This is a genomic window from Acinetobacter sp. LipI_15, from assembly GCF_058242865.1.
This window is the reverse complement of sequence record NZ_JBZAYN010000001.1, coordinates 1321762-1345964: the sequence shown is the minus strand read 5'-3', so window position 1 is coordinate 1345964 and position 24203 is coordinate 1321762. Positions and strand designations below refer to the sequence as shown.

20 protein-coding genes are annotated in these 24203 nt (G+C 40.1%); 7 read left to right on the top strand and 13 right to left on the bottom strand.

The annotated features are described in order from the left end of the window. Nucleotides 1–181 precede the first annotated feature (181 nt). The 3 genes from AC4CU0_RS06460 to AC4CU0_RS06450 form a co-directional block, all read right to left on the bottom strand. Nucleotides 182–451: a hypothetical protein gene (locus tag AC4CU0_RS06460; protein ID WP_078189189.1), complete on the bottom strand. Its 270-nt coding sequence runs from the start codon at nt 449–451 to the stop codon at nt 182–184. 296 nt (nt 452–747) lie between these two features. After that, nucleotides 748–1107: a hypothetical protein gene (locus tag AC4CU0_RS06455; RefSeq protein WP_078193938.1), complete on the bottom strand. Its 360-nt coding sequence runs from the start codon at nt 1105–1107 to the stop codon at nt 748–750. 112 nt (nt 1108–1219) lie between these two features. Next, complete coding sequence (locus AC4CU0_RS06450) at nt 1220–1654, bottom strand: I78 family peptidase inhibitor (RefSeq protein WP_111884976.1); 435 nt, start codon at nt 1652–1654, stop codon at nt 1220–1222. 298 nt (nt 1655–1952) lie between these two features. On the opposite strand from AC4CU0_RS06450, the gene AC4CU0_RS06445 reads away from it, so the two are divergent. From AC4CU0_RS06445 to xseB, 4 genes are all read left to right on the top strand, one after another. Beyond that, entirely contained in the window at nt 1953–2600 is a 648-nt protein-coding gene (locus tag AC4CU0_RS06445) for a LexA family protein (RefSeq protein WP_078193940.1), read from the top strand. 15 nt (nt 2601–2615) lie between these two features. Then, nucleotides 2616–3911 carry a Y-family DNA polymerase gene (locus AC4CU0_RS06440; protein WP_490742731.1) on the top strand — a complete coding sequence of 432 codons (1296 nt, stop codon included), beginning with the start codon at nt 2616–2618 and terminating at the stop codon, nt 3909–3911. A 136-nt stretch (nt 3912–4047) separates the two neighbouring features. Next, nucleotides 4048–5343 carry an exodeoxyribonuclease VII large subunit gene (gene xseA / locus AC4CU0_RS06435; RefSeq protein WP_490742730.1) on the top strand — a complete coding sequence of 432 codons (1296 nt, stop codon included), beginning with the start codon at nt 4048–4050 and terminating at the stop codon, nt 5341–5343. Further along, complete coding sequence (xseB, locus tag AC4CU0_RS06430; RefSeq protein ID WP_180004957.1) at nt 5318–5512, top strand: exodeoxyribonuclease VII small subunit; 195 nt, start codon at nt 5318–5320, stop codon at nt 5510–5512. The genes xseA and xseB overlap by 26 nt, the downstream gene beginning before the upstream one ends. A gap of 71 nt (nt 5513–5583) precedes the next feature. Here xseB and AC4CU0_RS06425 read toward each other — a convergent pair whose 3' ends face one another. Further along, nucleotides 5584–10104, bottom strand: a complete 4521-nt coding sequence (locus AC4CU0_RS06425; RefSeq protein ID WP_490742729.1) for a translocation/assembly module TamB domain-containing protein — start codon at nt 10102–10104, stop codon at nt 5584–5586. 21 nt (nt 10105–10125) lie between these two features. Further along, nucleotides 10126–12867 carry an autotransporter assembly complex protein TamA gene (locus AC4CU0_RS06420; protein WP_490742728.1) on the bottom strand — a complete coding sequence of 914 codons (2742 nt, stop codon included), beginning with the start codon at nt 12865–12867 and terminating at the stop codon, nt 10126–10128. A gap of 177 nt (nt 12868–13044) precedes the next feature. Here AC4CU0_RS06420 and AC4CU0_RS06415 point away from each other — a divergent pair, with 177 nt between their 5' ends. Then, entirely contained in the window at nt 13045–14364 is a 1320-nt protein-coding gene (locus AC4CU0_RS06415) for an MFS transporter (protein WP_490742727.1), read from the top strand. Between the two features lie 3 nt (nt 14365–14367). After that, nucleotides 14368–15003, top strand: coding sequence for a 2-polyprenyl-3-methyl-6-methoxy-1,4-benzoquinone monooxygenase (gene coq7 / locus AC4CU0_RS06410; RefSeq protein ID WP_490742726.1), 636 nt, complete (start codon nt 14368–14370; stop codon nt 15001–15003). 69 nt (nt 15004–15072) lie between these two features. On the opposite strand, the gene AC4CU0_RS06405 is transcribed toward coq7, so the two are convergent. From AC4CU0_RS06405 to AC4CU0_RS06380, 6 genes are all read right to left on the bottom strand, one after another. Continuing rightward, entirely contained in the window at nt 15073–15753 is a 681-nt protein-coding gene (locus AC4CU0_RS06405; protein WP_490742725.1) for a hypothetical protein, read from the bottom strand. 77 nt (nt 15754–15830) lie between these two features. Then, nucleotides 15831–16409, bottom strand: coding sequence for a DedA family protein (locus tag AC4CU0_RS06400; RefSeq protein WP_228144785.1), 579 nt, complete (start codon nt 16407–16409; stop codon nt 15831–15833). Nucleotides 16410–16570: 161 nt separating this feature from the next. Then, nucleotides 16571–17020, bottom strand: a complete 450-nt coding sequence (locus AC4CU0_RS06395; protein WP_180122341.1) for a 2-amino-4-hydroxy-6-hydroxymethyldihydropteridine diphosphokinase — start codon at nt 17018–17020, stop codon at nt 16571–16573. Further along, nucleotides 16977–17357, bottom strand: a complete 381-nt coding sequence (folB, locus tag AC4CU0_RS06390) for a dihydroneopterin aldolase (RefSeq protein ID WP_180004951.1) — start codon at nt 17355–17357, stop codon at nt 16977–16979. The genes AC4CU0_RS06395 and folB overlap by 44 nt, the downstream gene beginning before the upstream one ends. An 83-nt stretch (nt 17358–17440) precedes the next feature. Then, nucleotides 17441–18739, bottom strand: coding sequence for an ABC1 kinase family protein (locus AC4CU0_RS06385; RefSeq protein WP_490742724.1), 1299 nt, complete (start codon nt 18737–18739; stop codon nt 17441–17443). A gap of 58 nt (nt 18740–18797) precedes the next feature. Continuing rightward, on the bottom strand, nt 18798–19526 hold the full coding sequence (locus AC4CU0_RS06380) for a HesA/MoeB/ThiF family protein (RefSeq protein WP_490743469.1): 729 nt from the start codon (nt 19524–19526) through the stop codon (nt 18798–18800). 659 nt (nt 19527–20185) lie between these two features. On the opposite strand from AC4CU0_RS06380, the gene AC4CU0_RS06375 reads away from it, so the two are divergent. Then, nucleotides 20186–20701 carry a pyridoxamine 5'-phosphate oxidase family protein gene (locus tag AC4CU0_RS06375; RefSeq protein WP_180026408.1) on the top strand — a complete coding sequence of 172 codons (516 nt, stop codon included), beginning with the start codon at nt 20186–20188 and terminating at the stop codon, nt 20699–20701. A gap of 162 nt (nt 20702–20863) precedes the next feature. Here AC4CU0_RS06375 and AC4CU0_RS06370 read toward each other — a convergent pair whose 3' ends face one another. Further along, on the bottom strand, nt 20864–22507 hold the full coding sequence (locus AC4CU0_RS06370; protein WP_180063550.1) for an AMP-binding protein: 1644 nt from the start codon (nt 22505–22507) through the stop codon (nt 20864–20866). Nucleotides 22508–22818: 311 nt separating this feature from the next. After that, entirely contained in the window at nt 22819–23955 is a 1137-nt protein-coding gene (locus AC4CU0_RS06365; protein WP_490742723.1) for an acyl-CoA dehydrogenase family protein, read from the bottom strand. Between the last annotated feature and the right edge of the window lie 248 nt (nt 23956–24203).

The following is a 24203-nucleotide window of genomic DNA, read 5'->3' as shown; positions in this document are numbered from 1 at the left end:
CAAGTGTTTCTTCGTGATGCCCGTTATTTTATAAATAAATGATCCTCATATCGTTTATACATTAAGCAAAATCAATACTTAGAACACGCTTTTCTTGCGCATATTAACTTTTGACTAAAATTAACCATCAAAAAAAGGCAACTAAATGTTGCCTGTTTTTATCAGTATTGGATATTCCACCTTAGTGTACAGTGGTTGCAGTGATATATTGCTGAAGTTCTGCTCGATCGCCTGTAAATCTGAGGCACCATTCGTCCTGACATGTGGTTTGATGTTGATTACTTGCAAAGCTGATATCGACCAAATAGCGTTGAGAAAATTCATCTACTTTTTGGCGTAATGTGACTTTATCTCCAATGCTGAGCACGTAGTTCCCACCACCGATAATTGCTACGCCTTGTTCATCTTCTAGGAGTAGATCTGAGTGATGCATATAACCTATAACGTCCATATTCTGCTCCTCTACTGTTTTTTATTCTCCATTTCATTATTCATTAAAAAGATTTGCTTTTCTATATTTATGATTTAGCAAGTTGTCACAATTTGTATTCCGCTATGCTTAGGCTATTTTAAGTCTTTAAGCATCTTATACTCAAAAGTAACCCGAAGATAAATATGCATTCGCAAAATAAGCATGAACTCAATCATATGGCTAAACAACGGATAGTTACCCAGTTGTAACTACTCACTGATGAATACAGCCTTTAGGTTTTGCTTTACGCGCTTTCTCGCATAAAAAACCGTTCCTTAGAACGGTTTATAATCTGGCATTTCAGTATGCGGTGTTGCGATACATTTTTCAGTAAACTCAGCACGAATTTTTTCACGTGCTTTTTCAACATCAGTATTAATCTCAGCTTGCGGCAAGGCATAAACTTCATCAATGATGTTCAGGATAAATCCTTTGGTGGTTTCATCCTCAATTTTGTTGGCATGCTCAACTGCTTTGTCTTTTTCAATTGCATTTTGACGATCTAACATAATCGTACGTGCAGCATTACCTACACTGCGGCAGTAACCCTGCCACTGCTCTTCAGGGGTTAATGGTTTTTTTTCAGCACAGCCGACCAAAGCCACCATAACGGATAAAGCAAATAACTTTTTCATGAACTTCTCCTTACGAGGGGCAATATAAAAGATCGTAATGGATTTGTCATTTAAATTAGTCGCAACCGAACAAACAAAAAAAGCCCTTTCGGGCCTTTTTTATGCGTTTAAATTAACCACAAGTTGCTTGAATAATCTTTTGATTGATTGGATTTACAGTGACGGTGACGCGCTCTACACGATAATCCATTGTTACTGGCTGCCCAGGTTTGACTAAACGGACAATTTGAGCTTGGCTAATCGCCTTGATCTGATCTTCAGTCAATTTTGCTTGGCCAATCAGCGTCTTGGCTTTATCCGCGACACATTCAGTTTGGCTACTACGGAATAATGCCCACTCTTCAACCACTTGTCCGTTTGGCAGATGACAATACCCGACCTGAGCATTTGCTTCATCACGAATTTCAAGTTTACCTTTTTGTTCTACACAATACTGGCTGGCTGGATTTGCCATACCAATTTTTTCTGGTGTCGTTTCAGTTTGCTGTGTTGTGCTACAACCCGCCATAAATGCTGTCAGTGCAGCTAAAATCCATATATTTTTCATCAAGTCTATTTCTGAATATAAAAATTTAACTTACCAAGTTTGTGCCAAATAAACGAGTTGTTTATTGAAATTTTTAGTTGTCATTCCACTTTCTGTAATGAGGCAGCAACGTGCCCTATGTTCAAAATACAGAACGTCATTTTCTTTGAACTGATGATGATTTTTGCAATATTTAAAACGACTAAACTTGTCGCAGCTTTGATTTTAAAGGTTTTATAAATTTGAAAAATGACCTGCTCAACGCGTATGCTAAAAAAGTACTTTTCTTCAAACACGCCACGTTGCGTAGGAGCAAAATATGTCAAAAAAACTGCCGATTTATTTTTCGGACGAAGCTTGGTCGTCTTTGCAACAACTCATGGGCGCAGATGGCAAACCCAGTCCCACCATCAATGCCCTGCTTGAAAGGCAATCTCAAGAACTATCTATGGATCCATTTTTGGATTCTTCGCTCAATGTTCAGCCTGTTCAGAAAAATACCCGTATTGAACTTCCCGTTGCCTTGGAACGTATTCCTGCTGGCCCAGCTTTCGCCAATAAAGATGTTTTTGAAAAAGTCTTAGACCTAAATGATTATTTGGTAATTAACCCGCTCGCTACATTTATTGCGCATGTCGATAGCGAGTCTTTACTCAATGCCGGCTTTGAAATTAATGATACTTTTTTAGTCGATCGTAGCTTAGAAGCCAAACATGGCGATATCGTGGTTGCACTGATTGATAATCGTGAAATCACCTTAAAGCGATTGATGATCACCGCAAAAATGTCAAAAGAAGAAATTGCCGACATTTTTGGTGACCCCAATAAAGTCTTACCCAAAATTTGGCTAAAAGCAGAAAATCCAGCCTATGCGCATATTATCCCTTCAGATAGCGAATCTATCGTTGTTCAGGGTGTTGTGACCTTTAATTTAAAGCAATTTTATAAGCGCTCATCACACACCTAAACACAAGAATTCACCATGAAAGCTGCAAATAAAATATTTGCGTTAGTTGACCTTAACAACTGCTACGTCAGTTGTGAGCGTGTCTTTAACCCAAAGCTCAATAATGTCCCTGTCGTCGTGCTGTCCAATAACGATGGCTGTGTTGTATCTCGAAGTCAGGAAGCCAAAGACCTCGGGATTAAAATGGCTGTGCCGGTCTATCAAATTCAGGATTTAATCCAACAGCATCATGTTCAGGTGTTGTCGAGTAACTATGCTCTCTACACCGAAATGTCTAATCGATTTATGAATATTTTAGGCATGTATGTCGGCCCCGAAGACCGTGAAATTTACTCGATCGATGAGTGTTTTTTAGATTTCACTGCCTATCAAGAACTGTTTGATTTGAGCCTATATGCCAAAGAAATACGAGATACGATCCTAAAATGGCTAGGCTTAACCTGCTGTGTCGGGATTGGTCGCTCTAAAACGGAAGCCAAAATGGCCAACCATCTTGCCAAAAAAAATGCTTATTTGAACGGTGTGTGCAATTTAGTTGAAATGGACCCTTGTTCCTCAGAACAACTCCTTGCGCAGACACCAGTCAATGAAGTTTGGGGCGTCGGTCGCAATCATACAAAAGCCCTGAATCAGCTTGGCATTCATTATGTTTTAGATCTGATTAATGCACAGCCTAAAGATATTCGAAAAAAATTTAGTGTGGTGATGGAAAAAACCGTCTTGGAACTGCAAGGTCTATCTTGTCTGTCTATTGAAGAAGAAGCACCGAGCAAACAGCAAATTATCAGTAGTCGTTCCTATGGTCAGCCAGTCTACGAACTGGAAGATATTAAAGCCTCTATTCGTGTATATATCGCGCGAGCCGTCACACGTTTAAGAGCAGATCATTCTCTATGTCGTATGGTGGGAGTGTTTATTCAAACGAGTCGCTTTAATTCTACTGAAAAATACGCACCTTATCTGGCCATTACACTGAATGAGCATACCGATGACTTAATTAGTATCACCCAAGCAGCAACGCGTGCCGCCGAAAAAATCTTTAAAGCGGGATTTAAATATAAAAAAGCCGGTGTGGTGTTATTAGAAATCATTCCAAAACAAAACTTTACCCCAGATTTGTTTTGCGATATGACGCGAAGACAAAGCCGTTTGAAACTGTCCGACACCATCGACGATATTCAAAAAAAATTTGGGCATCATTTTGTCTCGATCGGCTTAGCACAGGACGATGCTGCAACATGGCGGATGAAAAAAAATCTGTGCTCCCCTGCTTATCTGAGTAATTGGAATGAACTGCTCCGTGTGAAATAAAACGTTTGATTGAAACGCTACGCTGTAGTGGCGCTGATAATGTCTGCTGTGTTAACCGAAATGATCATTTGCAATTGCTGAATATTTATTTAGTATTTAAATGAATATTCATTTGTATATTCTGCTATTTTAAATTATGTCTGATGTTCAATTAACGCTGAGCGAATACCTATTTGCGGTCAAAGAAGTCATTCAATTGGCTTTTGATGATGCCGTGTGGGTCAAAGCCGAGATTCGAAATTTAAACATCAAAGGTGGACATTACTATTTAGAATTGGCTGAAAAAGAACAAGAAAGTGATAGAGTCATTGCCAGTTGTAAGGCCACAATTTGGAAATTTACTGCAAATAAAGTTGTCGGAAAATTTGAACGTGAAAGCGGCATTGAGCTCAGTCGTGACTTAAATGTCTTGGTTAAAGTGCGTGCCAAGTTTGACCCGCAGTACGGCTTTTCAGTCAATATCGAAGAAATTGATTCGAGTTTTACTTTGGGTGATCTGGCTCGACGCTATCAACAAATTTTAGAAAAACTCACCAGCGAAGGTCTGATTCATAAAAATCGAAACTTGCCTGCGCCATTTGATATTCAGCATGTCTTGGTTATTGCGCCTGAAAATGCGGCTGGCTTAGGTGACTTTAAAAAAGATGCAGATGCACTACAACATGCTGGCGTGTGTGAATTTGTCTATCATGCTGCAACCTTTCAAGGAAATACCGCAGCACAAAGTATCCGAGATGCTTTAGCACTGGGTTTAAGACAATGGGCCAATGACTTTCAAACTGCGCCAGATTTGATCGTGATTATTCGTGGTGGCGGTGCTGTTAACGATCTTGCTTATCTGAATGATTATGATTTGGCTGTACTTCTATCTAAGCGTAGCGTGCCGATTTGGGTTGGTATCGGCCATGAAAAAGACCGTACGATCTTAGATGAAATTGCACATCGTTCTTTCGACACCCCGAGTAAAGTGATTGGGGGGATTCGTAATCATATTGTTGAGCGAACTCAGGAAGTTTTCGAGGCAATACAAAGCATTCAACTGCGCTCTCAACATCAAATTGCCCTTTATCAAAGTCAAAATGATCAGTTACTACAGGTCATTAAGACCTTGGCACAGAGTCAAATCAATGACTCAACTCGGCTCTTACAACAACACCAAGATAACACTGCTTATTTTGCTCAGTTACAACTTAAAACAGCTGCACAGAATATTGAAATACTCATACGTGAGACTTTGCTGCAAAACCCTGCACATGTGCTCTCCAAAGGTTATGCCATCGTCCGGCAGCAAGGTCACGCCATTCGTGCAACGCAAAATCTTCAGCCTTCCACGCATTCACCGATTGAAATTGAAATGCAAGACGGTGTCATCACGGCTGACATTCAACATATACAGGTAAAAAATCATGACGACCGATACTCTAAGTTTTAAAGAAGGCTATGAAGTTTTAAAACGTAATGCTGAATTACTCGAATCTCAGCAAGAACCCGATATTGATAATCTTATGAAAATCGTTGAAGAGTCGATGCAAGCCTATAAAGCCTGTAAGTCTCGTGTTGAAGCGGTACAACAGGCACTGAATGATACGTTTAAAGATTGATATCTCAGCTCATCATTTGTATAAAAAACGCAGCCTAAGCTGCGTTTTTTATACTCAAATTTTGACTTCTCTTAGAAGCGCCAGTTATAGAACAAGTCGATTGCACGCTCTAAAGACTGACTCGCTTCCAAGTACAAACGTTGATTCATTTGATAACGTAAGGTCAATTTATTCACAGGTGTAAATACTCCGACGCCATAACGAATGAATAAGTCAGGTGTGATATAACCCGTCACAGAAACCTGAGTATCATCCCCTGTTCCTTGAGCATCCAATGCCAAACCACTCAAACCAAATGTACGACCAATTTGATTGGTCAATGCACGTGTACCACCCAAGCCCATACTAATACCCGCTGCAGCAATCGTATTGTTCACATCAGAACGGAAACCTTCCGCCTGACTTAAACCTGAACTTCCTTCATTAATACGACCTGTAATTAAGGCATTTAAGGCTTCTTGTTCAGACAGACCTGCATCGTTATACACCTGAATTGCAGGACTTGATGCTGTACCCGTCACACGAACACCAACGGTACTGCCTTGTACGGCTTTATTCGCATCAATATCTAAAGTAGGGTTCGCCAATGGTCCATTAAAACGGGCAATCGCACGGTTCAAGTCCAGACTTTGACCATAAGCTTCGATTTTCACACGCTGAGAAACGCCGATTGCACCATTGGCACGCATTGCTGTTTCTAAACCACGTTGTGTCAAATTCAAACGACCAATCAAAGGAATTCGGCTATCAAAACCTTGAAAAATCACTTGATTACCAATATTCACCTGTACGTCAGCGCGAATATCCCAAGGACGTGCCGATTTTAAGATTTCAAGTTGATTATCACCTTCATGTACCACACGTACATCTGAAGATACCCCAACCACTGTTGCAGACGATTCTGGCATCGAAATCAATGCACGCGGCACATCAATTTTACCTTTTAAGGTTAATTTCTTACTGAAAGGCAGCACATCTAAAGATAAATCAGACGTTACAACAGCGGTGATCAATGGCGCTTGACGGACTAACATTTCATTACCCGTTAAATTCAACTGGATACGTGGATCATTTTTCCAGTCAATATTTCCGGTTAATTTGCCTACACCACGCCCACTGTTAAATGCACCATCAATCGTCGCGTAGTTTTGACGCACAGCAGAATACAACTGAATATTGGTCAAGTTTACAGGCAATGAAATCATGCTAATCGAGCCATTTTTCACTCGAATCTCACCATCCATTAAAGGTTGAGACAATGTTCCACTAATTTTTGCCGCATAAGACAACGTACCGCCCATTGAACGGACATCTTGTATAAATGGTTTTAAGATTTTCAATTGAACTTGGTTAAAGGCCACTTCACCGCGGATCGGTTTATTGGCTTTATATGGATCAATAATAATATTGGCATAACCTGTACCAATATCTGGAGCTTTGGTATCCAGTCGAATTTGTAGCCCTTCAGCGACACTTTTCGCAATCAAACCTACTTCATCATATTTTAAAGTAGATGCTAAATACTGTGGGTCTTCAGCTGCTAAACCCAGTAAACCATCACGAGTCACTAAACGTGCATCAATTTTAGGTTTTGCACCTTTCGCCCAAGACGCTTTCGCATAACCATTCACTTTACCCGTAATCGCCAGACCTTCAGGCATAAAGGCAGCAAAGTCATTTAGGTCTAGGTTTTTTGTCACAAAAGATACATTGCCGCGGTTTTTATTCACACGAATCGGCTGATCAAAACATAATTCACTTTGCTGACTCATCCAACAATGCGCGCCAACAAATAAGTCAGACTGTGCAGTGTTGTAAATAATCGATGCATTTTGACGCTGCACAAGACGTGTACGCAAGGAGTCAAAGTCGCCTTTTTGAATCTGACCAAGCCAATTATTTTGTGCGTTAAAACCACCAGCTAACTGCACATAAAATTTTGATAATTTATTTTCAGCACTGACTTTTAATAAATGCGCATTACGTGTACCGGCCAGTGAAATTTGACCTTTCACAATCTCACGGTTGTTACTGCGTAAATTATCCATCGTTGCCGTTAATAAACTTGGTGAAGTCGCAGAAGTTGGCAACTCGCCTTGCACCCGTATTTTTTTCACACTGAATAAATTATTAAAAGCAAAATCATCTATTGCGATATTGGCAGATGCTTGCAGTCGTGGCTGTGCTTGAACATTTAAGTAGCCATAAGCACGTCCACGTAGGCCTGCATAAATTTCATATAACGCCGGTGCATTAATTTTCAATTGTAAATTTTGTGCATTACCTGTGGCTTGAATTTGGTTATTGGCATAAGCCAACAGTAAATTATTCGCTTCAAACTGTTTTGGCATAAAGCCAGATTGATTTGAGTTAATCACCATCGCCAAGTTACCTTGACCACGGACAGGTTTGTTATTGATCATACCTGCCAAATTCAGACGTTCAATTTGAATACGTTTTAGCGCATCTGACCACACACCACTGGTTTTTAAATTTCCAGATAATTCACCCCGTACATTTGAAGCAAAATAATGCGGCTTAAAATGCACTAACGATGCATTAATATCCCAACCAATGGCTTTTTGCAGTAAAACCTGTCCATTGGCTGAAATCTTACCTGCCACGCCATCATGACGCAGTTCGGCTATTTTAATTAATTCAGGTGTACCCGATACTTTGAAAATCAAACTGCCTTTACTTGCGGCAACTTGGCTTGCATTGAGTCCACCATTATAATTCACAGCAAAAGCTTTAAAGCCTCCACCTTGTTTCTCATCATGGAAAGTCAGCGCAGCAGTAGATTTACCTGTTAAATGAACCGTTTCATTTTGCTGTGCTAGTCGGCCTAACAAATCAATATTATTCAGCTGAATAATCTGTTGATTTGGTTTTGCATAACCATTGGCTTTTAATGACCCTGTAATTTGATCGACAGGCGCAGCAGCTACGATGGTTTGCGGATTGAACTGCTGTGCTTGTACATTGGCTTGCCATTTCAGCATACGTTTTTGATCAGGCAATTCTACAACTGCATTACCTTTGAGCTGACCTTTGTCGGCCACATAACTAAAGGCAGGGACATTGAGATTGTTATTTTTCAGATTCAGTTTGGCTTGATATTGTCCAGCAGGCAGAGCACCTTTTTCATGTCTTGACACGGTGGTCGCCACGTTAATGTTCTGCTGACCTTCTGTAAGCGCCAATTGCACATTGCCCGAATCACTACTCAACCATCCAACATATGGCACTGCACGGTCTATATTTTTCCAAGACACATCCATCAGCATCGGCTGAGCTTTATTATTTTTGGCAGGCGCTTGATCGAGTTTTAAATTCCAAGTTTCATATTGGTCAAAATCCACCAACGCCGTCAAGTGCATACCTTTTTCAAGGGTCCCTTTGGACGCAATCTTACTGTTTAAATTTACAGGTAGAAAATCTTGAACCACTTGCGGGATCAGCTTATGTTTTGGATTAATTTTATCCAAACGACCACTTACATCCCAAGTGACCTGATCTTTCCAACTCACCACGCCACCCAAATTGACAGCACCGCCCATCACTTGACCATTTAGGTTAGAAATATCAAGTTGGTTGACCAAGTCCGTACTCATGAGCGCAGTATATTTACCCTCAGGAATATTGGCCCCGCTCAGGTCCGTGTCTAAATCTAAATTGAGACGCTGAATATCCCCTTTGAATTTTGCCAGCCCATTTTTAGCAAAAAGCTTTTGCTCCGTCAGTAAAGGTAAATGATAGTTTTTAAATTTGAGTGCACCAAACATTGGAACATGTTGACGCATCGGATGAACCACAGCCCAACCAGTTAAAAGATCTGGGGTATGAGTTGCCACACCAGCTTGAATCGTATCAAGAGATCCTTTAGCCACCATTTGAATATCATGAATATTCAAGCTTTCACGTAGTGAAGGTAAATTGACAATCCCCACAGCATTTAGCGGATACATGTCTTCAAACTTCATATTCCCAGACGCTTGGCGCACAGACAAATACCCCATATCCATACGGGTATCTTCGAATTTTAATTCCGTCCCTGACCAAAGCGCTTCATTTAATTCAATATCATAAAAATCCACACCTGAACTATGGGTTTTAATCAACATATGATCTAAATCTGCATGATCGACACGAAGTACGAACGGCAAACGGATTTCACTAAATACAAAAGGTTTATCGCTAGGTGGGGTCTTGGTAATAATTTGCAGATTTTTAACATCTGCCTTATTTAAATGAATTTCTTTATTAATAATGGCGCGCCAACCGAGTGTAATATCGGCACGGTCAATTTTTACATCGACAGGTTTTAGCGTAACGAGGACATTTCGTAGAATAATGCCCCGCCACAGGTTACCACCTTCATATTCATAGTGAATGATTTGCTGACGTTCCAGAACACGGTCAAGTAAAAACTTACTGCCTTTGTCTGTAGAGAACATGACCGCCAATGCAGCCACCAAAAAGATAAGCACGAACACGAAGGTCAAAATGACACTTCGAAGAATACGACGCTTCTTCGGCAGTTGCTCTACCGGCGTTTCGTTTTCTGGTTCTTGCTGTTCTTGTTCAGTCATAAAAAACACATCACCTAAAAATTATAATTGTGAACCAATAAAGAAATGTAAACGAATTGGTTTGCTGTCGTCAGAAAGTCCGGTAGCGACATCTAAACGAATTGGGCCAATTGGCGATGCCCAACGTATCCCCACACCTGCGCTATATGCAGTCGGTGTATTAAAGTCTTTATCGTACGCATTACCAAAGTCACTAAAGACCGCAGCACGCCAGCCTTCTTTAAATTGGTAGTTGTATTCTAATGAACCCGTTGCCAAGACTTGACCACCAATTTTATAGCCATTTTCTTCGGCCGCTAAACTCTTATAGTCAAAGCCGCGAATGGTTTGGTCACCACCGGTAAAATAGCGTAAGTTATAAGGAACTTTATCAAAGTTCTCTGTCAGAATATAACCTACATCACTGCGCCCCACGAACTGGTGATTATCATTTTCACCCAATGAATAAATAAAGCGCCAGCCCGCATTCAAGATCGCCATATCAACATCCGAAAGTAAGCTTTCACTTCCGACTTCAACTTTATAGGTTTGCTTTATCCCTTTACTTGGATTCACACGTTTATCTGAGTCGGTTCGAGAAATTTCATAGCCAAACATTAAGGATTGCTGTTCATTGTTAGTATTGACCAAGAACGCATCTGGAATATCATCACTAGGATTAAGTCCGTCATCAGTAATACGGTCCAAACGATAACGTAAACCAAAGGTATGCTGCCAACTACCACGGGGGTTTTTAATAATCCGGTCCACACCCGCTACAGCAGATTCAATGGAAAGATTAACACCTTGACCGACATCATCACGTTCTTCACGTTCATAACCACCGACTAAGCTGACATAGTCATTTAATGGATGGTTATATGGAATGTTATAGCGACCATCAATCGATTGACGGATTTTGGATACTTCCATGTTGGCATCAAATGAATGACCGCGTCTATTCACGATTGCACGGCGATACTGTCCACGAACACGTGTACCTGTATCGGTACCGAAACCTGCACCAATTTCTGCACTATTCAGCTTGTCTGCATTCAGTGTCACGATCACAGGGACTTTTTTATCTTCACGTACTTGGGCTTTTAAGCGTTCTTGTTCTGCTTGTTTAGCATCTTGCGTATCTTGCAAACTGCGTAATTTAGATGGTTGCTCTGCATCATTCACCCCCGCAAATTGGTCTTCATCGACCACTTTTTGCGTCACTTCTTTATTCGACATCACTTCAGTTTTGTCTTTCACCACTTGTGAACTTTCTGACAACTGATTTTGATCGACCAAGGTTTGAATATCCGGGGGCAGTTCAAGTGGCTTTTCAATCGGGTCTGGTCGAATTGCATCAACCAAGGTGTAGTTAAAATAGCGAGAGTTGGTCAAGTTATTAGCCAAACCATTCACACGCCAGAAAGTATAGTCAGCACCGTCTTTCCACGTCACCAAACTTTCTAAAATATCGCGATCCAATGGAAACTCTGCATTCGGATCGCTCATTCTAAATTCAACTGCGCCAAGCTTATAACGCTCGCCCGTCTCAAAGCGCAAATTAATATCGGCAGTATTTTGCGGTTGCGCCACTTTTACATCATGTAAACGCCAATACGAGTCGAAGTAACCGTTATTGGTCGCTGCCTCATTGATTCGGCTTTTCGTGGTTTCGTATTTACCATGATTAAGAATGTCACCTTCTTCCTGATCTGGTAATACACCAATCACCTGAAACTGAGCTTGGTTCGCCCCAGCCCCAGAAAATTCAACATTCTGTTTTTCAATTTGCACAGGCGTATTTGGTGTAACCAATACACGAACTTTGCTGTCAGACACTTTTTCAAATTTGAATTCAGATTGATAGAAGCCCACGGCTTGCGCGGCTTGATTGGACAAGCTACGTAATTGAGGCAAAGCCGATGGAAAATCACTAAAGGATTCTTGAGTAAAACTTGAAAGCTTGCCTTTAATATTGGCTTTGAGATCTTCCAGTGCCGCACCGTAGGCTTTACTCGACGTTTGACTGGTATTATGTGCTGATGTAATTTCAACATCCGCACTAATTCGTGGCACTTTTGCCGTGTTCATCTGACGTGGCGGACGTACTTTATATAATAAGCGCTTGAAAATACCCGGCTCTGCATCATCCTCAACTGTTGGGTTAAGCAGCTCTTGCAGAGTATTGGCATTTTCATTTCGTGTCGCGGTAATTTCATTATCCGAACGAATTTCACCCATGAGCTGATCAATATTGACTGGCGCTTGGTTAATTTCCGTTAACTCTTTTTGGGTAATATCTGCAACAGCAACTTCTGTTTGCTGTGTTGCACGGTACTCCTGCGCCTGACGTTTGGCCTCTTCAGCAACTTGGAAGATTTCATTCGCCATGTTTTGATCAACCGGTGTCACGGGTAAGTTTTCTAAATCTTCAAACTCAATGGGTTTAAATTCTTGTAGTTGAGTTCCTGCTTGCTGCTGTTCTTGCAGCATTTTCATGCTATCAACAGATTCTTCTGGTTCATTTATATTTTCAATTTTTTCAATTGCTTCAGGCGTCGATAGCCCTTGCTTTACAGCCTCATCCTTGATTTCAGCAACAATCTCTGCTTTTGTATCGGTAGATGTTGGAACCGTTTCTGCGGGAGTTTGGGCGAAACTATGCTGAGCACACAAGGTCAAAAAGATGCTCATATATAGACTTTTATTGCTATGATGCTGTCGTATGCAGTGAGCCATACTGTGATGAAGCATTGTTTTTTTAAACTTGATTTTTGCAGGCATAGCAAACTCTAACAAATTTCATTATGTAATGGACTTAGTCAACCAGATGTAGAGCTAAAGATCTTATATCTATTGGTTTTTCGCCATCTCCAAACTCAAAAACATATTACATGATTTTTTTAGAGATTTTACCAATCACTCACATTTCTTAATAAAACTTAATGTAGCAAGACGCTTATGAATAACAACGAACATCTGCTAGGTACACGCCGTTTCCTGCCTATGTTTTTGACCCAATTTTTTGGGGCGCTCAATGACAATGTCTATAAACAGGCTTTATTGTTGGTCATTACCTATGGATTAATCCAACAACAGGCATTACCCATCAGCACGCTAAACAATCTGGCTGCATTATTGTTTATTTTACCCTACTTTATTTTTTCAGCGACAGCGGGACAGATCGCAGATAAGTTTGAACGTTCACAACTTGTCCGTGGCATCAAAATTTTAGAAATTATCATCATGATCATCGGCAGTATTGGCTTTCTGACCGGTCATTTATGGTTATTGTTGCTGGCTTTATTTTTGATGGGGACCCATTCGACATTTTTTGGTCCAATCAAATATGCAATTTTGCCTGAAATTTTAAAGCCCAATGAGCTGATGTCAGGCAATGCGCTCTTCCAATCGGCAACATCCATGGCAATTTTATTCGGGATGATTTTGGGTGGTGCTGTGATTGCTTCATCACAAGGCAATTTAATGTGGATCAGCCTGACCGTAATGACCATCGCCATTTTAGGTTATATCACCAGTCGTTTTATTCTTAAGCAAAATGTCACTACACCAGATTTAAAAATCGATTGGAACTTTTTTCGTACCAGTTACCAAACGATGAAATATGCCAAAAGTTTGCCACTAATTTTTACTATTTTATTGGGGAACTCGTGGTATTGGTTTTATGGTGCAACCTACCTTACCCAAATTCCACAAATGACTCAGCAAAATCTACATGCCTCTGAAAATGTCGTTAGCTTGCTATTGACCTTTTTCTCTGTGGGTGTGGGCGTAGGTTCATTGCTTTGTCGTAAATTGGGCGGCACTCAAGTCAATATTAAGATGGTTCCCATCGGTGCTGTAGGTTTAACGGTATTTGCACTGTATTTAGCGTTTAGTTTGACCCTCGTCCCTACTCAAACTGGCCCACTTATTACCCTTTCAGAAGTTTTTCATCAAGGTTGGGGCTATTACCATGTCATGATTGCCGTGACTTTATTAGGTATTAGTGGTGGTTTTTACATCGTTCCGCTCTATGTAATGATGCAAGCTTATTCTCCACGCTCACATCGTGCACGAGTCGTTGCCGCAAACAACATTTTAAATGCGGTATTTATGGTATCTTCTGCTATATTTTCAATTATTATTCTGAGTGTTTTAAAGATTGATATTAAAATACTTTTTTGTATAACTGCAGTACTCAGTGCAATCTTTTGTATTTGGCTGCTATTACGCATCAAACCTTTGCTTCACACTACGCAAGTCTCTCTGGAGGATTAATCCATGCGTCAATTTACAGGTGTCGACAAACTTATTCACTCATTTGATCAGGCCTTACGTAGTTTAGTTCCCGGAGCAACGGCTGCACATCGTGATAATCCGTCGGTTGCTGAAAAGACTCAACTTGCAGTCAGTGAAGCACGTCATGTGGCAGGTCTAATGCGGGTCAACCATAGTGGTGAAGTGTGTGCTCAAGCGCTTTATCATGGCCAAGCCCTCACAGCGAAACTACCAAATGTCCGCCGTGAAATGGAACAAGCTGCGATTGAAGAACAAGATCATTTGGCTTGGTGTGAAGACCGCTTAAAAGAATTAGACAGCCATACCAGTCTGCTCAACCCTGTTTGGTACGGCCTTTCTTTTGGGATGGGCGCATTGGCAGGTATTGCCGGTGATAAATACAGCTTAGGTTTTGTCGCTGAAACTGAGCGTCAGGTGAGTCTGCATTTAGAAGACCACATCCGCCAACTTCCTGAACAAGACGAACGTTCACGTAAAATCTTAGTGCAAATGAATGAAGATGAGCTGCATCACCGTGATACAGCACTCAATGCAGGTGGTGTAGACCTTCCTGTTCCAGTTCGTATTGCCATGACTGGTATTTCAAAGCTGATGACCAAAACCAGTTATTACATTTAATGATTTTCTAATGATTATCGCTAAGTTTTATAAATAGTGAAAAAAAAGCCTGCAATGATGCAGGCTTTTTTATGAGAAATCTTTTGACTTTAATACAATAATTCCTTCGCCATCAAAACAGTTTATAGGCTGCCATCGACTTGGTGTAAACCAATCAAAATTCAAACTATAACGTTGTGCAGTGGACGGATAACCAGCTCCACCTAACTCAAGCAACCATCCAGCCGGACAAATTTCTTTTTGGTTATTCATCATAACGGTTTGATCATGTACCAACTCAAGCAATAAATGACGATGCAGCTCAAATGCAATAACATCAAATCTAGCTATTTGAATCGGCTGTGGAAAACGAGCCGATGTCAAACCTTGACGAATATCAGTCATCTGTTCCAGAGTATAATCGGTTTCAAATGATCGGTTAATCCACGTGCCTTCAGGCAGTACAACCTCTCCATAGTTTAAGGGTTCCTGCAACTGTATATGAATTTTCTTTTGATGCTGCCACTCTGCATAGTCAGAAATAAGATCTGAAATCACGAACAATCCAAGCGTTACTGCAACAAATAAAGGGAAAAACAATACGCCAGATAAACCAATTTTAAGTGCCGCATTTACTTTATATGGTCGATTTTTTTGCTTTTTATACCAATTATTCCAACTCAACCAAATTGCAATGACGATAAATAGCACCAAAATCGCAAAGCAAATAATAAGGAAACCTCCCGCACCCGCACCATAACCTAAGCCCATATTGCTCTCACTAAATATCCCTTTAAATCTTTTAATTATGTTTTGACGACTTTATCAGATCAACCACTTGCACTTTATCAATGTTGATGATGCTTACGCCACCACTTCAACACCGTATAGAGCACACGGAAGAATACGATACATAATATAACGGCAATAACGATGTAAATATCTTGATGATAAGGCAGCATTTTCGCCCAAAATAGATGTAAATAATGACTGATTTGGAAGCCAATCGTTGCGACCAACATCGCCCAAATAAAACAGGCAACCAGATTAATCAGCACATATTTCCAAACAGGATAAGCACGCACACCGACTGCAATAAGTAAAATAGTTCTAAAACCCCAAGCAAAGCGCATAAATAAAATGGTCAAAATAGGATAACGTTCAATAAACTGGCTCGCACGATCGAATTTTTGTGCAAATTCTGCATTCGACTGGATAAGTTTTTGCCCATAGCGAGCGCCCATTTGATAATAAAACTGATCGCCAATAAAACTGCCCAACATCGCCACTGCAATCAACATTGGAAAATGAAGTATGTGTTGATGGACGGCATAGGCGCCAATCATCAGCACTGTTTCTCCTTCAAACAATGTGCCAATAAAAATCGCAATATAGCCATAGTGCTGAATCAGATCCGTCCAGTTCATATCATTATTTTGAAGCTAAAAAGATAATGTAATCCTGCGACAGCCTATACGTTAGCGCATACCATGACAGGATTTGAATATTTTTGTTATTGTTTATCTAGCATAGTTAGGTCAGTTTGAAATATCACTCATGTGCGTTAAAAACATTCCGTTTCATTCACTCAATCCACTAAAACTTTTTGACAACTCACCATAGGAAATTGATGTGCTGGATGTTCAAACATCTTATTTTTCCATATATCGAACATTGGAATTTTAACATCGAGTGCTAAAGGCAGTTTTTTCGGATTAAATTGCATATGGGCTAAGCTTTCGCCCCACGCGATCAGATCCAGATCCAAAGCGATATTATGAGACGGACGAACACGACCTGAGTCTGCTTCCATTTTTTTCAGTAAGGTGCTGATTTCATCTACAGATAAACTGCTTTTCACCAAACAAGCTGCATTCCAATAATCCGCCCCAATGCCATCACGACAAGGAATCACATAAATTTTGGAAAATTCAACATGACCCAAAGCCTGAATTTGACGTAAAGCCTGTTGAAAATGCGGTTTAGGATTGAAATTACTCGCCAGAGCTAGGGCGAAAATCGTTTCGGTGGCGTTCAAGACGAATTCCTACAGAATTGGCTTGCGCGATAATGGCAGGCTTCCGGATGCTAATCATAATAGATTCAATGCTGTCATAGGTAGCAAAAAGTGCATCAATCACCAGTTTTGCTGCATGTTCGATCAATTTAGGTTGAGCAGTTTGAATGACTTTGGCTGATATTTCGCAAATTTCAGCATAATTCAAGGTATCTTCAAGCTCATCTGACTGAGCCGCCTGCGCTAAACTGGTTTGAATATTGAGGTCGAGCATCAAAGGCTGAATAATCTGACGCTCCCAATTGAAACAGCCGACTACAGTTTCAACTTTCAAACCTTCAATGATAATTGCGTCCATTCTTACACTCAAAATAAAATCTTAAACATCGATAAAATCCTCCTGTTTAAGCAAGAGGATTTTATTTATATCTTGCAGCTAAATTATTGCTTCAACAATAAATTAGGGTCCATAGTCTGCACCATTTGAATACGCTGGTCTGCATAAATATCAGTATATGGCGCAAGGATGCGCATAAAGCGATCGAAGTACAACATTTGTTTGAATAATAAAGCGAAGTCACGTGGGAAGCGAATACCATGACGCTCTCCGACTTGTACCATATCCATCATGATGTCATTCAAATCGGCAGGATTCGAGGTTAATAAATCTTGCGGATCGGCCAAAAGCACACCGCTAAATAAGCGCTCTAAGTCGGCAGCTAAGACTTGTGTGTCAATTTTGACAGCCGTCATGCCCATTTTCAGCATATTTTCAGCCATCAAGTTGTAGTCAGTTTTTTGTAGGGCATCCATAAACGCAATACATGCTGTCCACACTTCAGGTTTCAACTGGCCCACGATACCAAAATCGATGAAGCCAACTCGACCATCTTCAAGCAGCATCAGGTTGCCTGCATGTAAGTCTGCATGGAAACTATTACATAACATCAAGCTGCCAAACCATGTATTCATCGCTGTCACCAAAACTTGCGATGGATCTTTAGCGACTTTCTTGACAACATCAAAATCAGTCAATGGTACGCCGTATAAACGTTCCATGGTTAAGACACGACGTGTTGAATATTGGTGATAAACCTTTGGTGCTGTTGCGGCTTTGTTTTGAGTTACGTTCAGATAATTCACAAAGTCGTCAAGATTTTGAGCTTCTTCAATAAAGTCCACCTCACGTACCATGCGAACTTTAATTTCTTCAACAATATCTGCAAGTGAAGCAAATTTGACTTTAGGTACAGCTTTTTCAACCAGTTTGGTTGCCCAATGTAAAACGTTTAAATCTGTATAGAGAATCGTCTCGACACCCGGTTTTTGCACTTTAATAACGACATTTTCACCACTGACCAATTTAGCAGCGTGTACCTGTGCTATCGATGCAGAAGCTAAAGGCTTTTCATCAATTGAAGCAAATATTTCATCTAAATTACGACCAGCAAATTCTGAAGCCAATACCTGCTGCACATAACTAAACGGCAATGAAGGTGTCTGATCTAAACAGCCTTGGAACTCTTCGACATATTCACGTGGAAATAAAGAAGGTGTACTTGCAATAAATTGACCTAATTTAATATAGGTTGAACCCAGTGATTCAAAAGTTTCACGCATGAGTTTTGCGTTACTTGGTTTTTCTGTCGCGTATTTAAAACCGGCTTTAGCCGCGACCACTGCGGTCTCACCCATTCGGGCAACCGAGCGAATTCCATCTAACCAGATATTGTTTTTCATAATGTCTTAGAAAAAAATAATTAACGTGAGTGTAGCAAAAAAATAAGGGCTTGCTGCTTTATCTTGCCTGACAGATTGGACAATCGGGATCTTTTTCAAAAGCGAGAATTTTTTGTTTCATTGACAGACCATCCCACAACAAAAGTTTTTGTTTCAATACTGTCTTTCCTAAACCCAAATAAAGCAAAGCATGATGTGCTTGCAAACTTGCCATAACATTTGGTGTGGTTGCAAGCACACCCGAGTCTGCACAGCGCAAACTTTCATTGGCTTGTTGTTCTTTTGGAAATAGACATTCATAACATGCCGCGTTTCCTTCGACCATAAACAGTTGCCCTTGGAAACCAATCGCTGAAGCACTAATCAGCGCCACATTATTTTCTACGCAGCTCACATTGACCAAATAACGCGTGCTGAAATTATCACAACCATCGAGAACCAAATCTTGCTGTGAAATCAATGTCTTTGCGTTGCTTTCATCTAATTTTGTGGTATAGCTTTGCACTCGGATATGCGGGTTAATCGCTTTTAAGCGTTTAGCCAAAATTTCTGATTTATAAAAACCCACATCGTCTTTGGTATACGCGATTTGTCGTTGCAAATTACTGATTTCAATTCGATCTGCATCGATTAAAGTAATTTGTCCGACGCCTGCACGTGCCAATAATTCGGCTGAGGTACACCCAATTCCACCACACCCTACGATGAGTACATTGGCAAGTTTTAGCTTCTCTTGTGCATCGATGTCCCATCCATCAAGCAATATTTGACGGCTGTATAAATGCATTTCATCATCACTTAATTCAAATTCAGATGTTGATTCATTCGATTTAAACGTAGACAAAGTATTTCCTTATTAAAATTCGTCAAGCATAAAAAATGGGCGAGTTTATATCGCACGCAAAAGATTAAAACACCGATATCCATCAAATGTTGTTCGAGTACAAACCCGAAACAGTGTAAAAACACCCTGCTATTTGAGCAAGACAATATACAGCATAAAGTTAAAATAAATGCTCTGTAGACATGGCATTTTTCTCAGTTAGCGTATCTTCAATTACATTATTTAAAATACAGTATCTCAAACACCTTAGTATGTAGAAACATCATAGAGGTATAGCGTATACATGTTTTAAAAATAATAAATTAAAAATATAGTTATATTTTTAACCGTATTTAGTTGCACTAGAGCTGCTTATATTAGGTTAATTTTAATGATTCTTTTCTACCTTAGCCTCAGAAAATAAAACTTAATCCAAGACATTTAAGCGTTTATGTATGCAAAGAGATTTAATCCGTAGGTATATGTATGAATTCAGTGAGAATTAAATTGCTGACACAATATGTTAGATAAACTTATGAACTAACACACATTATTCAAATACTTTGTGCTCAGTCATATTTACCCCTTTACCCCAAAGTGATTACTTAAAAGTGGAGAATAAAATGTCACAAGAATACGTTGAACAAGATCAGCGACAAAAATTATGGGAACTCATTAAAGACGTGCGTTTCACCATGATTAGCCATGTTACTGACAAGCAAGAAATTCATTCTCAACCCATGACCATGCTTAATTCTGATAAGATGAATGAGCATGAAAATATCTATTTTCTTATGAAAGAAAATAATGACCTTGTAGAGGCAGTCAATGCAGGTCGTAATCATCTTGGATTAGCATTCGCTAAATCTTCAGACGATATTTATGTATCAATTAGTGCTCATGGAGAAATCAGTACAGATGCGGCCCTAATCGATAAATTATGGAATCCTTGGGCTGAAAACTGGTTCGATGGCAAGACTGATCCTACTGTTCGCGTTTTGATAGCTAATGCTATTAGTGCAGAATTTTGGAATGTCAAAGACAATAAAGTCACCCATTTATTCAAAGTTTTGAAGGGCAATTTAACGGGTAAAACTCAAGAACTTGATACTGAACATAATACCCTGAACTTAAAATAAATGATTTTATTGATTTGAATGAATGCTTTAATTTTAGGTTAATTTGGATTGTCCCATAGTTAGTCAAATACATATATGATCTCGAATGAATGGTTTCACCAGCTCAAACATCAATTTAAAAAAGGCTGCATCATGCAGCCTTTCTTGCGTATATAAATTGACTCAACTGACCTTTTGAATTAATTGAGCTTTGGCCACTTCTTGTTGCTTCAACAGATTACGTTGGATTTTTCCACTCGATGTTTTAGGCAACCCATCTACAAATTCAATTTCTTTTGGATAAGCATGCTTGGATAAACGAGATCGTACATAAGCTTGTAGCTTGTCCATGAGTTCTGAACTTGCTTGATATTGTGGTTTCAATACCACAAAAGCTTTGACCAATTCTGTACGCTCAGGATCAGGCTTACCAACAACTGCCGACTCTAAAACCTCTTCACATTCTAATAATGTGCTTTCCACATCGAAAGGCCCAACACGATAGCCTGACGTTGTAATGACATCGTCTGCACGACCTACAAAATCAATGCCGCCTTCTTCGTTTAAACGAACGGTATCACCGGTTAAATAGTAGTTCCCGACAAAGGCTTTACGGTTATTGCCACCATAGCCTGTGAACCACATGAGTGGAGATTGCGACCAATCTAATGCCAATGTTCCAATGCCACCGCGTTCAATTTCTTGATAGTCTTTATTAAGCACCGCGAAACGATGACCCGGTATAGCAAAACCGGCTGAACCCACTTTTTTGTAGTGTTCTAAAGCGTGATGATTTGCAATCACCATACCGAGTTCTGTTTGCCCATATTGGTCATAAATATTGACGTTTAAATCGTGATTAAACCATTGAATCACTTCGGGCGTTAGTGGCTCTCCTGCACTACTCACAACCCGTAAATGTGATTTTAGGGATTCATCAAATTTTTCTTTAAAACCAAAGAACATACGAAATGCCGTTGGTGAACCGGTCAAATTACTGACTTTATATTTTTTGATGACTTGAAGTGCATGATCAACACTAAAAGCACGTTCATCCATAATAATGCTGTGTCCTAAACTTAATGGCCCTGCAATTCCATAGTACAAACCATAAGCCCAACCCGGATCTGCCAAATTCCAAAATGAATCTTCATCACGCAAATCAACCGCATGTGTCATATACCCTTTAAATGCCAATAACGCTTTGTGTGGCACAGGTACAGACTTGGCCAAACCGGTCGTTCCCGATGTAAACATCATTAAAAATTCATCGTCAAATGAACGGGGAACTGAGTTAAATGTGGCGTCATGCAATTGCAACTCTGACCAAAAGTCAGGATCTGTCTGAATTGCTTGATCGGCATGCACGGTTAAAATATGTGGTAAATCAATATGATTGAGTTTTGAGCGTTGCTCAGTGTTGGTTACAATCAGCTTTGTTCCCGCAGTTTGCACCCGATGTTCAATCGCTTTAGACTCAAATGCCGTAAACAACGGCTGATAAATTGCCCCTATACGCCATGTTGCCAAAATAGTAATCAACAACTCTGCTGTGCGTGGTAATAGACCTGCAATGCAATCACCTGCTTTCAGTCCAATGCGCTGATAATAATTCGCCAATTGTGCAGAAGCTAAATCTAATTGCTCAAAAGTCCATTGCTCAGATTCACTATTTTTACTTTCCCAGATCAGCGCAGTTCTATTTTGCCCAACATAGCGCCCACAACATTCATCATAAGCATTGATTGAACTTGGCGTACCGACCAATTGTTCTGTAACAATCTTTTCAAAATTAAAATCACGATATGCTTGTTCTAGTGTCTTCATGACGACAATTCCTATCCTGTTCTCTATGATTCAAAGTGCAATACTTTGAGGTTTATTGATCTTGTTGTTATACCGCTGCGTATCCGTGACGATTCCTTTGCCACGTTCGCTTTTACTGCTTTTCCATACACCGATTGCAATGTCGGTTTTTAGTTTTGTAACTTATACTTTGTTAAACTATCTATTCGTAAATTACCTATTTTTAGACTGTCTATACCTAGATAACCATGTTTGGATATCCCCTGCAATTTCCATAACCATCAACGCCATTGCAGGGTTTGAACATCGACTAAAGTCTATTTTTTAATCAGCTATCTTTTGGTTACTTCACGTGCTATCACCAGCCGCTGAATGTCCGATGCACCTTCATAAATTTGACTGACACGCACATCACGATATATTCGTTCTACTGGAAAATCAGATACATAACCGTAGCCCCCATGGATTTGAATGGCATCTGAACACACACGTTCAGCCATCGTCGATGCAAAAAGTTTCGCCATTGAGGCTTCTTTTAAACATGGAAAACCGGCATCTTTTAACGTCGCTGCATGGAAGATCAATTGGCGTGCTGCCTCAATTTGGGTGGCCATATCTGCTAGGCGAAATGCCACGGCCTGATGCTGTACAATCTCCACCCCAAATGCCTTGCGTTCATTGGCATATTCAACGGCAGCATCTAATGCTGCTCGTGCCATACCCACAGACTGCGCTGCAATACCAATTCGACCTGACTCTAGGTTTGATAAGGCAATTTTATAACCTTCACCCTCTTGGCCTAAGAGACTGTCTGCAGGAATACGACAGTGATCTAAAACAATAGTTGCTGTATCGGAACAATGCTGACCCATTTTTTCTTCTAATCGCGATACGATATAACCTGGTGCATCCGTCGGCACTAAAAAGCACGAAATCCCTTTTTTACCTGCAGACTTGTCCGTTACCGCAAAAACTAAGGCAACTTGGGCATGTTTTCCTGTGGTAATAAATTGCTTGGTGCCATTTAACACCCACTCATCACCATCACGCTCCGCTTTACATTCCAATGCACTCGCATCTGAACCCACTTGTGGTTCTGTTAAGCAAAAACAACCTAACCATTCGCCAGTGGCTAATTTTTTTAAGTATTTTTCTTTTTGTGCTTCTGTAGCATAACGCTGCGTAATGCCACATGGCAGTGAGTTTTGTACGCTGACAATCGTCGAAATCGCACCATCACCTGCAGCAATTTCTTCTAAGGCAACAACCAAAGACACATAGTCTAAACCTGCACCACCCCATTCGTCAGAAACCGTCATGCCTAAAGCACCCAGCTCACCAAGTTCCTTTAGCTCTTGTGCAGGAAATGCTGCCGTTTTGTCACGCTCTGCAGCCGTTGGTTTCAGTTTTTCTTGCGAATAGCTTCGCATCATGTCCTGAACCATTTTTTGTTCATCATTTAAAATCATGAGACTTCCTTTTCTAAATCTTTTATAGCGGGAATAGCTTTAAATTTTGGATAACTGCGGAATTAAAAATTCTTTGGCTGTATAAAGCAAAGTTGGATACACGACGACGTCATTTACAACTGTCTGAGGCAGGACGCTATTAATCTCTAGTGTTTCTGCGACCTGTAAATCAATAAATACTTGATGACGAGTTTTGCAAATGACAATGATTTTGGTTACTTTTGCCTAAAACAAAAGTAACAAGATGA